The following is a 12,657-nucleotide window of genomic DNA, read 5'->3' as shown; positions in this document are numbered from 1 at the left end:
GAGCGCCACTGCCATGACCACCGACACCACCGACACCACCAAGTCGGCCGACACCGCCAACACCGCAGGCACCGCGAGGACCACAGGGAAGTCGTACGTCGTCGGGGTCGGCATGACCCGGTTCGAGAAGCCCGAGACCCGGGACTGGCAGTACTGGGACATGGTCCGTGAGGCCGGTTCCGGCGCCCTCGCGGACGCGGGGATCGCCTACACCGACGTCGAACAGGTCCCCGTCGGCCACTGCTTCCAGGCCTCCACCGCCGGCCAGCGCGCCGCCTACGAACTCGGCCTGACCGGCGTGCCCGTGTACAACGTGAACAACAACTGCGCCACCGGAGCCAGCGCGTTGATGCTCGCGCGGCAGTTCGTCGAGGGCGGCCTCGCGGACTGCGTCCTCGCGTTGGGCTTCGAGAAGATGAAGCGCGGGGCCCTCGGATCGGGCGCGGACGGCGGGGACTTCTCCACCTCGCCCGTCGCCCGCCACTACGGGATCATGGCCGCCCGGCACGGCTTCGAGATGACCCCGCCCACCGCGCAGATCTTCGGCGACGCGGCCCGTGAGCACATGGAGCGGTACGGCACCACGGAGGCCCAGCTCGCCGCCGTCGGCGCCAAGAACCACCGGCACTCGGCGCACAACCCGTACGCCCAGTTCCAGGACGTCTACTCCGTCGACGAGATCCTCGCCGCCCGGACCGTGCACCGGCCGCTCACCAAGCTCCAGTGCTCGCCCACCTCCGACGGGGCCGCCGCCGCCGTCGTCGTGTCCGAGCGCTTCGTCGACCGCCACGGGCTCGGGGACAGGGCCGTCGAGATCGTCGCGCAGGCCATGACCACCGACACCGAGGAGTCCTTCGCCTCAGGCTCCTGCATCGACGTCGTCGGCCGGCCGATGTCCCGCGACGCCGCGCGCCAGGTCTACGAACGCTCCGGACTCGGCATCGAGGACGTGGACGTCGTCGAACTCCACGACTGCTTCTCCATCAACGAGCTGCTGACCTACGAGGCGCTCGGCATGTGCGAGGAGGGAGAGTCGGGCAAGCTCGTCGAGTCGGGCGCGACGACCTACGGCGGACGCTGGGTGGTGAACCCCTCCGGCGGCCTGATCTCCAAGGGGCATCCGCTGGGAGCCACCGGCATCGCCCAAGTCGCCGAACTCGTATGGCAGTTGCGGGGCGAGGCGGCGGCCCGCCAGGTACCGGACGCGCGCGTCGGACTCGCCCACAACATCGGCCTGGGCGGCGCTGCCGTGGTCACCCTGCTGCGCGCGGGAGTCTGAGCGGCGGTCACCGTGCCGCGCGCGGGTGCCCGAGCCGGCCCGCGCGCGCTCCCCGAGGTCCTAGGTCCGGCGGCGCACGCCCCGCTGCGTCGAAATCCCGATGCCAGGAGCGTCCACCGGTTGAGAGCATGACATTCATGCTCCGAGCCGCTGAAGACACCCGCATATCCGCACCGGTCGCGCCACCCGCCTGGGTGGTGATCGCGCTCGCCTGCGCCGGGCAGTTCCTCGTCGTCCTCGACGTGTCGGTCGTCAACGTGGCCCTGCCGTCCATGCGGGCCGACCTCGGGCTGAGCGCGCCGGGCCTGCAGTGGGTGGTGACGCCTACTCGATCGCCTTCGCCGGGTTCATGCTGCTCGGCGGCCGGGCCGGGGACCTGTACGGGCGCAAGCGGATGTTCCTGGTCGGGCTTGCCCTGTTCACCCTCGCCTCGGTCGGCGGAGGCCTCGCGCAGGAGGGCCCGCAGCTCCTCGCGGCGCGGGCCGTGCAGGGGCTCGGCGCCGCCGTGCTCGCCCCCTCGACACTGACGATCCTGACCTCCGCCGTCCCGGCGGGCGCCGCACGCGCGCGGGCCATCGCCACCTGGACGGCCGTCGGGGCCGGCGGCGGCGCCGCGGGCGGACTCGTCGGCGGGCTCCTGGTCGACGGACTGTCCTGGCGCTGGGTCCTGCTCATCAACGTGCCGGTCGGCGTCGTGGTCCTGGCCGGCGCCGCCCGCCTGCTGGTGGAGAGCCGGTCCGGGAACGGGCGGCGCCTGGACCTGCCGGGCGCGCTCCTCGTGACGGCCGGTCTCGCCACCCTCGCCTACGGGATCGTGCAGACGGAGGCCGAGGGCTGGGCCTCGGCGGCGACCCTGGTGCCGCTCTGCGCCGGGCTGGCCCTCATCGGCGCCTTCCTGGCCGTCGAGGCACGGACCAGGGCGCCCCTGATGCCGCCGGCACTGCTGCGGGTGCGGTCGGTGGCCTCGGCGAACGCGGCGATGTTCGTCAGCGGCTCGGCCATGTTCTGCATGTGGTTCTTCCTGACCCTCTACGCGCAGAACGTCCTCGGCTACTCGCCCCTCGGCGCCGGCCTCGCCCTGATGCCCAGCTCCCTCGCGGTGGTCCTCGGCTCGAAACTGGCACCCCGGCTGATGCCGGTGACCGGACCGCGCGCCGTGGCCGTCCTCGGCACCCTGCTCGCCGCGGCCGGCTTCGGCTGGCAGTCCACGATGACGGCGGACGGCACCTACCTGACGGCGATCATGTTTCCGGGGATCCTGATGATGGCGGGCGCCGGCCTGGCGCAGACCCCCCTCGCGTCCCTCGCCACCTCCGGCGCGACCCCGCAGGACGCGGGCCTGGTATCGGGACTGGTCAACACCTCACGCGTGATGGGCGGTTCGCTGGGCCTCGCCGTCATGTCCACCATCGCCGCGGCCCGTACGGCGGACAGCGCCTCCGCCGAGTCCCTGACCGCCGGCTACGCCCTGGCCTTCCGCACCAGCGCCGCCCTGCTGCTGGCCGGCGCGGCCCTGATGCTCGTATGGCTGCCACGGAGAACGTCACGGGGATGAGGCAACGGGATCGGCCCCTCGTGGACTCCTTCACGCATCGAGGAGGTGTTCATGGGGGATCGGAAGCAGTCCCGGGACGAGGAGTTCCACCGTTTCGTCCTCGGCCGCTGGCCGCGGCTGATGCGTACGGCGTTTCTCCTGACGGGCGAGCAGCACGCCGCTGAGGACCTGGTCCAGACGACGCTGGAGCAGGTGTACGTCGCCTGGCGCAGGATCGCCGCGGCGGACGAACCGGAGGCGTACGTACGGCGGGTGATGATCAACGCGCACGCGCGCCGGCACCGCAGGAAGCTCAAGGAGTTCCTCGCGCCGAGAGACGACTCGGGCCTGACACACGAGGTTCCCGACCGCGGGGACCCGATCGCGCGGGCCGACGACCGCGGCGCTCTGCTCACCGCACTCGCCCAACTGCCCCCGCGGCAGCGCGAGGCGGTGGTCCTGCGCTACTGGGAGGACCTGAGCGAGATCCAGACGGCCGCGGCGATGGGCTGCTCGGTGGGCGCCGTGAAGAGCAACGCGGCCAAGGGAATCGCGAAACTCCGTGTCGTGCCGGGCCTGGCCGACATGGTGACCTACGGAGGGCGGGCGTGATGGGCGGGAACGCGGAGACGGACCACGACACGGCGGCGGACGGGGACTTCGCCCTCCTGCTCGCGGAGGCGGCCGACGGGGTCAGGATCGGTGCCGTCCCGTACCGGGACCTGGTGCGCGGTGGACGCCGGCGCCGGACACGCCGCTGGGCCCTCGTCGCGGCGGCGGCCCTCGTCGTCGCCGGTTCCGCGGGAACGCTGGCCCTGGCCGGAGGAGCGGGCGGCGAGGGACGCCGGGTCGTGCCGGTCGCGACCGCCCCGGCGACACCGGACCACCGGCAGGTGGACAAGGCGCGGAGCACGGCCGTGGCGCGCGGGACCGACCACGGTGAGGACTGGACCGTGGAGGCCCTGGTGTGGGGGGCGCCGCGGAACGCGTCCGAGGCGCGCGCCCAGTTGGCCACGATGAAGAGGTACGGCCTCGCCCCCACCGGCGTCCACGCCCCCTCGGACCTGGTCGGCAACGGCTGGTACTACGGCCGTCTGATGCGGGACGGCGGGACGGTGTCGACGTTCATGAACGCGCGGGTGGAGAAGGCGGGCGCGCCCGACGACGGGCGGGTCGAGGGCGCCGCGACGCTGCTGGACCCGGACGCCGCGGACGGCTCCCGGCGGCTCGTCGTCGGCCGGGTCGCTCCGTCCGCGACGGAGGTCACCTGCACCTGGGACGACGGCACGAAGGTCAAGGCCGCTCCGGCCGCTCCGGGCACGGGTCTCGTCGGCGGCTTCGAGGACCTGGTCCGGCCGGTGGACGGGTCGCGGGCGAACTGGTTCACGTGCGTGGCACCGAAGGGCGCGGACTACCGCTCGGGGGTGGCGAAGGTGACGAAGGTGGCGGAGCGGTCCTGAGGACCGGTCGCCCGGCCGGCCGTCCGCGCTACAGCCACCCCTGCTGGCGCGCCTCGCGCATCGCCTCCATGCGGTTGCGGGTGCCCGTCTTGCCGATGGCGGAGGAGAGGTAGTTGCGGACCGTGGACTCCGAGAGGTGGACGCGGGCGGCGATGTCCGCGACCGTCGCGCCGTCGGCCGACGCCTTCAGGACGTCGCACTCGCGCGGGGTGAGCGGGCTGGGCCCCGCGCTGAGCGCGGCGGCGGCGAGCGCCGGGTCGATGACGGTCTCGCCGGTCAGCACTCGGCGGACCGCCTGCGCGAGTTCCTCCACCGGCCCGTCCTTGACGAGGAACCCGGCCGCGCCGGCCTCCATGGCCCGCCGCAGATAGCCGGGGCGGCCGAAGGTGGTGAGGATCAGCACCCGGCAGTCGGGCACCTCCGCGCGCAGAGCGGCGGCGGCGTCCAGCCCGCTCATCCCGGGCAACTCGATGTCCAGCAGGGCCACATCGGGCCGGCTGACGAGCGCGGTGTCCACGATCTCGTCGCCCGCGGAGACCTGGGCGACCACCTCGATGTCCGCCTCCATCCCGAGGAGCAGGGCGAGCGCCCCGCGCATCATCCCCTGGTCCTCGGCGAGCAGCACGCGGATGGACTTGGCGGGGCGGTGGTCCCGGGGCATCTCGTTCACGGGCCAAGGGTAGGCGGCGCCGTCCGCGACCGGCCGGTCATCGGCCCTTCGCCGGTGAGGACGCGCGGCGACGCCGGCCCCGCGGGCCCACCGGACCGCGCCGGCCCGCCCGGTTCCCGGCCCGGCGTCGGCGCCCGCGGGCGAGCGGCCCCCGTACGGCCGTTGCCGCCGCCCGGCGTCACCCGGCGTCACCCGGCGAGCACCCTCGGCGCCGAGGCCCCGCCCGCCCTAGCCGGCAATGCCCGTCAAGTCCGCTGCCTCGACCGGCAGTTCGGCTCTCACCCGGAAACCTCCGCGGGGCGTCCGGCCCGCCTCCAGGGAGCCGCCCGCCGCGGCGAGACGTTCGGTGAGGCCCTTGAGGCCGGTGCCGCCGCCCGCTTCGGGCTCGGCCGGGGCGGCCTCGGTGCCGTTATCCGAGACGGTCAGCCGGACCAGGTCCGCGGTGCCGTCGACGGTGATGTCGCAGCCGGTCGCGTCACTGTGGCGCACGATGTTCGTGACGGCCTCACGCAGCACCCAGCCGAGCAGAACCTCGGTCTGCGGGACGAGCGGCGGCCCGGACTGCCGTACGACCGGCTCCACCCGTGCCGCGGACAGTGCCGAGCGGGCGCGGTCCAGCTCCGTGGCGAGGCTGCCCTCCCGGTAGCCGGTCACCGCCTCGCGGATCTCCGTGAGGGCCTGGCGGCCCACCGACTCGATGTCCGTGACCTGCACGAGCGCCGCGTCCAGGTCACGCGGGGCCAGCCGGCGGGCCGCCTCCGACTTCACCACGATCACGGACAGCGTGTGCCCGAGCAGGTCGTGCAGGTCCCGGGAGAAGCGCATCCGCTCCTTCTCGACCGCCTGCCTGGCCAACTCCTCGCGCGCCGAACGCAGTTCACGCACCGCCTCGGAGAGGGAGAGGATCGCCGCCGTCACCATCGTCGACAGGAACGTGCCGTACGCGACGTTCACCGCGTCCCAGCCCGCCCGGACGGAGGACACCACCGCGGCGAGCGCCGTCAGGGCGAGCCCCGTCCTGCCGAGCCACGGACCGCGCAGCACCGCCCCGGTGGCCAGCCCGAGCAGCGGGAAGAAGTACAGCCAGCTCCCGCCGTACCCGACGGCCAGCCCGCACGTGATGAAGCCCATCACGACGAGCGCCACCCGCGTGGAGCGCGACTCCCGCTTGTCCTTCACGAACGCCCGGAAGGTCACGTAGATGTACAGCGAGTTGAAGGCGAGCAGGCCCACGGCGCCGATCCACGGCTGGGCCGTCCTGCCCTGGAGCAGGTTCGAGAAGGAGCCCAGCCCCATCAGCAGCCACGGCAGCAGCGCGAAGCCGGTGGGCGGCGGGCCGGGGTTCTCGGGCACCTTCCCGCCACCGCGGCGCGCCGCCCGCCGGTCGGCCTTGAACCGCTCCATGTCGGCCTTCCAGACGGCTCGCTCCGCCCGCCACGCCCGCACCTGACAGGTGAGGCCTTTCATCAAGGACATGTCCGCTCCCCGTTCAGACGGTTCGTGCGGAACGACGGTACGAGACGCCGGCGTACCAGCCGAAGGCCAGCAGCCAGGCCGTCAGCACCGCCACCGCGGCGAGCGACGGCGCACGGCCCTCCGTGACCGACACACCGAGCTGCGCGAACCGGTTCGTGGGCGTGTACGCCGCGACGGAACGCAGCCAGCCGGGGAAGAGCGCGAGCGGGAACCACAGCCCGCCGACCACCGACAGACCCAGGTTGCACACCATGTTCGCGACGCCCGCGGTCTGCGCGGTCAGGCGGTAGCCGTTCCCGAGGCCCAGCAGCGTGAAGGGGACCGAACCGACCCACAGCAGCACGGCGGTCACCGCCCACTGCCAGACGTCCAGCCGGACGCCGTTGACCAGTCCGCCGGCCGCCAGCACCGCCACGATCGCCGGCAGCACCGTCACCGAACCGGTCAGCGCCCGCCCGAGCACCACCTGGCGCGAGGTCATCGGCGTGACCCGCAACTGCCGCAGCCAGCCGGTCACCTTGTCCTCGGCGACACCGCCCCCGGTGTTGAGCGCCGAACCCACCGCGCCGTACGCGGCCATGCCCACCATCGACGCCGTCTTCCACGCGCCGTCGTCCCCGCCGCCCAGGTTGGTGAAGAGCAGGTACATCATCACCGGCATCGCCACACCGCCGATCACGAAGCCGGTGTCGCGCAGCGTCCGGCGTACTTCGAGCCGCAGGTAGTCGAACATCACACCGTCTCCAGAGCGTGCGAGGTGAGGGCCAGGAAGGCGTCGTCCAGCGACGCGGGGGCGACCTCCAGGCCGCGTATCGCACCCAGTGCGGCCAGCGCGATCACCGTCGCGTCCGGATCGTCCGTGCGCAGCCGGGCCCGGTCCCCGCGCACCTCCACGGCCACCACGCCGGGCAGCAGCGCGAGACCCTCGGAGCCCCGCCCGGCCAGGTCGAACGCGACCAGGCCGCCGCCCGCCGAGCGCCTCAGCTCCTCCCCGGTGCCGTCCGCGACGATCCGCCCCCGGTCGAGGACGACGATCCGGTCGGCGTGCGCGTCGGCCTCCTCCAGGTAGTGCGTGGAGAAGAGCACGGTGTGGCCGCGCAGAGCGTAGGCCCGCATCGACTCCCAGAACGCGTGCCGCGCCTCCACGTCCAGCGCCGCCGTCGGCTCGTCGAGGACGATCAGCGCGGGGTCCCCGGCGAGCGCCAGCGCGAACCGCACCCGCTGCGCCTGGCCGCCGGACAGCCGGTCCACGCGCCGCCCCGCCAACTCCTCGACGCCGGCGAGCCGCAGTGTCTCGGTCACCGGGAGCGGCGCGGGATAGCGGCCGGCCACGAAGGAGACCAGCTCCCGGACGGTGACGCGCGACACCGGCCGGGTGTCCTGGAGCATCGCCCCCACCCGGCCGGCCCGCACCGACTCCTCCGGTCGGCCCCCGAACAGCGCGACCGAGCCCCCGTCCGGTTCGTTCAGGCCGAGCAGCAGCGAGATCGCGGTCGACTTCCCCGCGCCGTTGCGCCCCAGCAGCGCCACCGTCTCACCGCGCGCCACGTCCAGGTCGATGCCGGCCACCGCGCGCACCGCGCCGAACGTCTTGACCGCCCCCGTGAAGGACACGGCCGGTGGTGTCCTCGTCGTCTGTGTCATGACAACGACGCTAGGGGTCGGGCGAAGCCACCGGCAGATGCAGTTGTCAGCAGTCGGCCGGGACAAATGTCACGGTCGCCGCGGCGTCGGTCCGTCGCCCCCGGCGGGCGGCCGCCACGACTCGATCTGACATGGCGTCAGGAGTCTTCACAAGTGCTGGGAGCTGGGCTATACAGGGGTTCGCCGGACTGGAACGCGTTCTAGAACGGGCGGGTTCCCCGGCCCCGGTGTCGACCTCGGTGCGGCCGACGGTGCGGACGGCCGCACCGAGGTCTTTCGCGCAGTCGAGTCAGGAGCCCCATGCCCATTGACGCCGCCAAGGCCGTCGCCGCCGAACCGCGGACCGGCGAGATCGCCTGGAACCACAAGGACGTCCAGCTCTACCACCTCGGCCTCGGCGCGGGCGTTCCCGCGACCGACCCCGACGAGCTGCGCTACACCCTCGAATCCAGGCTGCACGTCCTGCCGAGCTTCGCCACCGTCGCGGGCGCCGGCTCACCGGGCGTGATCAGCGGTCTCTCCATGCCCGGCGTCGACGTCGACCTCGCCCGCGTGCTGCACGGCGGCCAGACCGTCCGGCTGCACCGCCCGATCCCCGCCGAGGGCACGGCGACCGCCACCGGCAGGATCGCCGCGGTCTACGACAAGGGCACGGCGGCCATCCTGGTCATGCGCACCGAAGTCGCCGACGCAGAAGGCCCCTTGTGGACGAACGACGCCCAGATCTTCGTACGGGGCGAGGGCGGCTGGGGCGGTGACCGGGGACCCTCCACCCGCCTCGAAGCGCCGTCCGGTGAACCCGACCGGACCGTCGAACGCCCGGTGCGTGAGGACCAGGCCCTTCTCTACCGGCTCTCCGGCGACTGGAACCCGCTGCACGCCGACCCCGAGTTCGCCAAGCTCGCCGGGTTCGACCGGCCGATCCTGCACGGGCTGTGCACCTACGGGATGACCCTCAAGGCCGTCGTCGACACCCTCCTCGGCGGCGACGTGACCCGCGTCCGCTCGTACACCACCCGCTTCGCCGGCGTCGTCTTCCCCGGCGAGACCCTGCGCATCCGGATGTGGCGCCACGACGGCGCCGTCCGGGTGGCGGTGAGCGCGGCCGAACGGGACGACGCGCCGGTCCTCGCCGACACCACCGTCGATCACACCTGACCGTCGTATCCACGTGACCCGTCGCACGAACCATCCCGAGGGGAGCCGCACCATGCGCGCAGCCGTACTGCACGAGATAGGCCAGGACAAGCTCGAAGTCCTCGACGACGTCGAGGCGGTGGGCTTCGGGCCCGGAAAGGTGCGCATCCGGGTCCGCGCCACCGGGCTGTGCCATTCGGACCTGTCCGCGATGAACGGCGTGCTGCCGCAGCCCGCGCCGTTCGTCCCCGGCCACGAGGGCGCCGGCGAGATCATCGAAGTCGGCGACGGGGTCGGGCACCTGAAGGCCGGTGACCGGGTCGTCGTCTGCTGGCTGCCGGCCTGCGGCGCCTGTCCGGCCTGCAAGCGCGGCCAGACCGAGCTGTGCCTGGCCGGCTTCATGAACGCGGGCACCCCCAACTTCCGGCGCCCCGGCGGCGACGTCTTCGGCTTCGCCGGCACCGGCACCTTCACCGAGGAGGTCGTCGTCGACGCGGGCTGCGCCGTCTCCATCCCCGACGACGTGCCCTTCGACATCGCCGCCCTGATCGGCTGCGGCGTCACCACCGGACTCGGCGCCGCCCTCAACACCGCCGACGTGGAGGCCGGTTCGTCGGTCGCCGTGATCGGCTGCGGAGGCGTCGGCATCTCCGCGATCCAGGGCGCCCGCCTCAAGGGAGCCGCCGAGATCGTCGCCGTCGACCCGGTCGCCTCACGCCGTGAGGCCGCCCTCCGCTTCGGCGCCACCAAGGCCGTGTCGCCCGAGGAACTCGGTGACGCCAAACAGTCGGTGACCGCGGGCGAGGGCTTCGACTACGTCTTCGAGGTCGTCGGCAGGTCCGCCACCGCCCGCACCGCCTACGACCACACCCGTCGCGGCGGCACGCTCGTCGTCGTCGGGGCGGGCGCCATGGACGACTTCCTCCAGCTCAACATGTTCGAGCTGTTCTTCGACGAGAAGCGCATCCTGCCCTCCATGTACGGCGGCGGCGACGTCCTGCGCTCCTACGAACGCACCATCGCCCTGTGGCGCGCGGGACGCATCGACCTGGAGAGCCTGATCACCCACCGGGTACCGCTCGCGGGGATCAACGAGGCCCTCGACCAGATGCGTTCGGGCACCGCGCTGCGGACCTGCATCGAGATCTGACCCGCTCCGGGACCGCCGAGGGGCCGCCGAGCGCGAGGAGGGCGGGGGGTCCCGCGGGACACCGCCCTCCGAGGCCCTCCACGACAACCGCTAAGGACCCTGATGTCACTGCCACTTGACGGGCTGACCGCGATCGTCACCGGCGCGGGCCGCGGCCTCGGCCGGGCCGAGGCACTGGAACTCGGACGGCTCGGCGCGGCCGTCGTCGTGAACGACTTCGGACAGCCCGGACGGGACGGTTCGGGCGAGGCCTCGGCCACCCCCGCGGAGCAGGTCGCCGCGGAGATCCGCGCCGCGGGCGGCCGGGCCCTCGCCCACACCGGCGACGTGGCCGACCACGAACAGGCGGGAGAGCTCGTCGAGTCGGCCGTCACCGAGTTCGGAAGACTGGACATCCTCGTCAACAACGCGGGCATCCTGCGCGACCGCATGGTCTTCTCGATGACCGAGGACGAGTGGGACTCCGTCATCCGCGTCCATCTCAAAGGACACTTCAACACCACCCACTTCGCCTCGGCGCACTGGCGGGCCCGCTCCAAGGCCACCGGCGCGCCGGTGTACGGACGGATCGTGAACACCTCCTCGGAGGCCTTCCTCGCCGGATCGGCAGGACAGCCCAACTACGCTGCGGCGAAAGGCGGGATCGTCGGGCTGACGACCTCGACAGCCCTCGCGCTCGCCAAGTACGGCGTCACGGCCAACGTCATCTGCCCCCGCGCCCGGACCCGTATGACCGAGGACGTCTTCGCCGGATTCGGACGGCCGGACGAGGGACTCGACCCGCTCGCGCCCGAGCATGTCGCCCCGCTCGTCGGCTACTTGGCCTCACCCGCCGCCGCGGACGTCAACGGACAGCTCCTCGTGGTGCACGGCGGCATGGTCGCCGTCGTCGAACGTCCCCGTGTGACGGCCCAGTTCGACAGCAAGCAGGACACCTTCAGCCACGACGAACTCGACGCGCTGCTCACCCCGTACTACGCGGACCGGCCGCGCGGTGAGACGTTCGCCGCGGCCGAGGTGCTGGGCCTCAAGAGGGACCGGGACGGCGCCACTCACTGAGCGGTTCCGCCGCCCGTCGACGGATCGCACGGCGCGAGCGGCCTTCACGCACACGGACACGGAACGGCCCCGCTCGCCATGGTGCGAGCGGGGCCGTGTGCCGTCGGAGCGACGAGGACTGTCGGAGCCCTCAGATCGTCGTGCCGGACTGGCCGGACGGCTTGCGGTGACGCCCTTGGGGGCTCGCCTCGTCGTCGTGGCCGGAGACCGGTCCACGGTGCTTGCCGTGGCCTTCCGACCGGGCCGCCGACGTCTCGTGGACGTCCGAACCCCGCGTTTCCGTGGTGCTGGTGTCGTTCATTGAAGTGTTCACCCCGTATGCAAGATCCTTCTTTTCAGCCGGGGGAGTCTAACGTGCCGTCATCGTCCGGGTGGCGGAGGGTGACGTTTCTTCATCCTCTCCGCCCGTTTCCTCCCCGCCGCCGGCGGCGGCCGTCACCGGATCCCCGGCCATGGCTCCGTCCGGGCCCACGGCGGCGGGCAGCACGCCCTCTCCTCCCGCGTTCTCTCCGCCGGGGACCGGCCCGACGGGCATGGGCGGGCCGGCGTGCAGCGGGCGGCGGTGGGTCGGCGGTGTGCGACGGGCGGGGACGTCCTGATGCTCCGGACGGTCCGGGGCCGCCGTACGGTCGGCGCTCTCAGGGTTCTCGGGGCCCCGCTCCGGATGGTGCGCGGGTGCCTGCGGGTGGGCCGGGGGCGCGGTGCCCCACGGCTGCTCGGGCGGGAGGTCCTCGGACGCGAAGCTTCGCAGTGGCGTCTCCCCCCGGAACTCGGTGAAGTCCGTGAAGCTCCCGGGGCCGGGGGAGTCCGCGATCTTCGTGAAGCCTGTGAACTCCGGCGCACCCGCGAGCCGGGCGGAACCGGGGAGCTGCCGGTGGTCGGGGAGGGGAGCCGAAGCGAGAGGCTGCTGGTGCGGGGGGAGCTGGGTGGAAACCGAGTACTGCTGAGCGTCGGCGTACTGCCCAGCTTCGGGGAGCTGCGGGGAGTCGGCGTACTGCTGGGCTTCGGGGGGCTGTGGGGAGTCCGAGTACTGCTCGGCGTCCGCGAGCTGCTGGGAGCCGGGGAGCTGAGGGGAGTCGGCGTACTGCTGGGCTTCGGGGAGCTGCGGGGAGTCGGCGTACTGCTGAGCTTCGGGGAGCTGCTGGGCGCCGGGAAGCTGCGCAGGGGCGCCGAACTCCGGCTGCGCCGACGGCAGTTCACTTCCGCCGAAAGGTGAACGCTCCAGAGGCGGTTGGCCTCCGCCGGAGT

11 protein-coding genes and 1 pseudogene are annotated in these 12,657 nt (G+C 73.0%); 7 read left to right on the top strand and 5 right to left on the bottom strand.

The window, feature by feature from the left end:
• Nucleotides 1–13: 13 nt before the first annotated feature.
• The 4 genes and pseudogenes from ABZT74_RS08610 to ABZT74_RS08595 all read left to right on the top strand — a co-directional run bounded on the left by ABZT74_RS08610 (nt 14) and on the right by ABZT74_RS08595 (nt 4,273).
• Nucleotides 14–1,279: a lipid-transfer protein gene (locus ABZT74_RS08610; protein ID WP_356166032.1), complete on the top strand. Its 1,266-nt coding sequence runs from the start codon at nt 14–16 to the stop codon at nt 1,277–1,279.
• A 128-nt stretch (nt 1,280–1,407) separates the two neighbouring features.
• Nucleotides 1,408–2,834 (top strand): annotated as a pseudogene (locus ABZT74_RS08605) (DHA2 family efflux MFS transporter permease subunit).
• A gap of 51 nt (nt 2,835–2,885) precedes the next feature.
• Nucleotides 2,886–3,425, top strand: a complete 540-nt coding sequence (locus tag ABZT74_RS08600) for a SigE family RNA polymerase sigma factor (protein WP_356166026.1) — start codon at nt 2,886–2,888, stop codon at nt 3,423–3,425.
• Nucleotides 3,425–4,273, top strand: coding sequence for a hypothetical protein (locus ABZT74_RS08595; RefSeq protein WP_356433802.1), 849 nt, complete (start codon nt 3,425–3,427; stop codon nt 4,271–4,273). Before ABZT74_RS08600 ends, ABZT74_RS08595 begins: the two co-directional genes overlap by 1 nt.
• A 28-nt stretch (nt 4,274–4,301) precedes the next feature.
• Here ABZT74_RS08595 and ABZT74_RS08590 read toward each other — a convergent pair whose 3' ends face one another.
• The 4 genes from ABZT74_RS08590 to ABZT74_RS08575 all read right to left on the bottom strand — a co-directional run bounded on the left by ABZT74_RS08590 (nt 4,302) and on the right by ABZT74_RS08575 (nt 8,063).
• Entirely contained in the window at nt 4,302–4,934 is a 633-nt protein-coding gene (locus ABZT74_RS08590) for a response regulator transcription factor (RefSeq protein WP_355877404.1), read from the bottom strand.
• A 237-nt stretch (nt 4,935–5,171) separates the two neighbouring features.
• Nucleotides 5,172–6,419 (bottom strand): sensor histidine kinase, encoded by a 1,248-nt coding sequence (locus ABZT74_RS08585; protein WP_356433801.1) that lies wholly within the window; start codon nt 6,417–6,419, stop codon nt 5,172–5,174.
• A gap of 13 nt (nt 6,420–6,432) precedes the next feature.
• Nucleotides 6,433–7,152 carry an ABC transporter permease gene (locus tag ABZT74_RS08580; RefSeq protein ID WP_356166017.1) on the bottom strand — a complete coding sequence of 240 codons (720 nt, stop codon included), beginning with the start codon at nt 7,150–7,152 and terminating at the stop codon, nt 6,433–6,435.
• Nucleotides 7,152–8,063, bottom strand: coding sequence for an ABC transporter ATP-binding protein (locus ABZT74_RS08575; RefSeq protein ID WP_356433800.1), 912 nt, complete (start codon nt 8,061–8,063; stop codon nt 7,152–7,154). Before ABZT74_RS08575 ends, ABZT74_RS08580 begins: the two co-directional genes overlap by 1 nt.
• Nucleotides 8,064–8,363: 300 nt before the next feature.
• On the opposite strand from ABZT74_RS08575, the gene ABZT74_RS08570 reads away from it, so the two are divergent.
• The 3 genes from ABZT74_RS08570 to ABZT74_RS08560 all read left to right on the top strand — a co-directional run bounded on the left by ABZT74_RS08570 (nt 8,364) and on the right by ABZT74_RS08560 (nt 11,409).
• On the top strand, nt 8,364–9,221 hold the full coding sequence (locus ABZT74_RS08570) for a MaoC/PaaZ C-terminal domain-containing protein (protein ID WP_356433799.1): 858 nt from the start codon (nt 8,364–8,366) through the stop codon (nt 9,219–9,221).
• Between the two features lie 52 nt (nt 9,222–9,273).
• Nucleotides 9,274–10,350, top strand: a complete 1,077-nt coding sequence (locus tag ABZT74_RS08565; protein ID WP_356433798.1) for a Zn-dependent alcohol dehydrogenase — start codon at nt 9,274–9,276, stop codon at nt 10,348–10,350.
• 102 nt (nt 10,351–10,452) lie between these two features.
• A complete protein-coding gene (locus ABZT74_RS08560; RefSeq protein ID WP_356433797.1) occupies nt 10,453–11,409 on the top strand; it encodes a 3-oxoacyl-ACP reductase in 957 nt (318 codons plus the stop codon).
• A gap of 130 nt (nt 11,410–11,539) precedes the next feature.
• Here ABZT74_RS08560 and ABZT74_RS08555 read toward each other — a convergent pair whose 3' ends face one another.
• A complete protein-coding gene (locus tag ABZT74_RS08555) occupies nt 11,540–11,710 on the bottom strand; it encodes a hypothetical protein (protein ID WP_355877342.1) in 171 nt (56 codons plus the stop codon).
• Nucleotides 11,711–12,657: the final 947 nt, after the last annotated feature.

The organism is Streptomyces sp. NPDC005302, assembly GCF_040607345.1.
In the GTDB taxonomy this organism is placed as follows: Bacteria; Actinomycetota; Actinomycetes; order Streptomycetales; family Streptomycetaceae; genus Streptomyces.
Note: the sequence above shows the minus strand (reverse complement) of the source record. Positions and strands in the feature narration are given on the sequence as shown.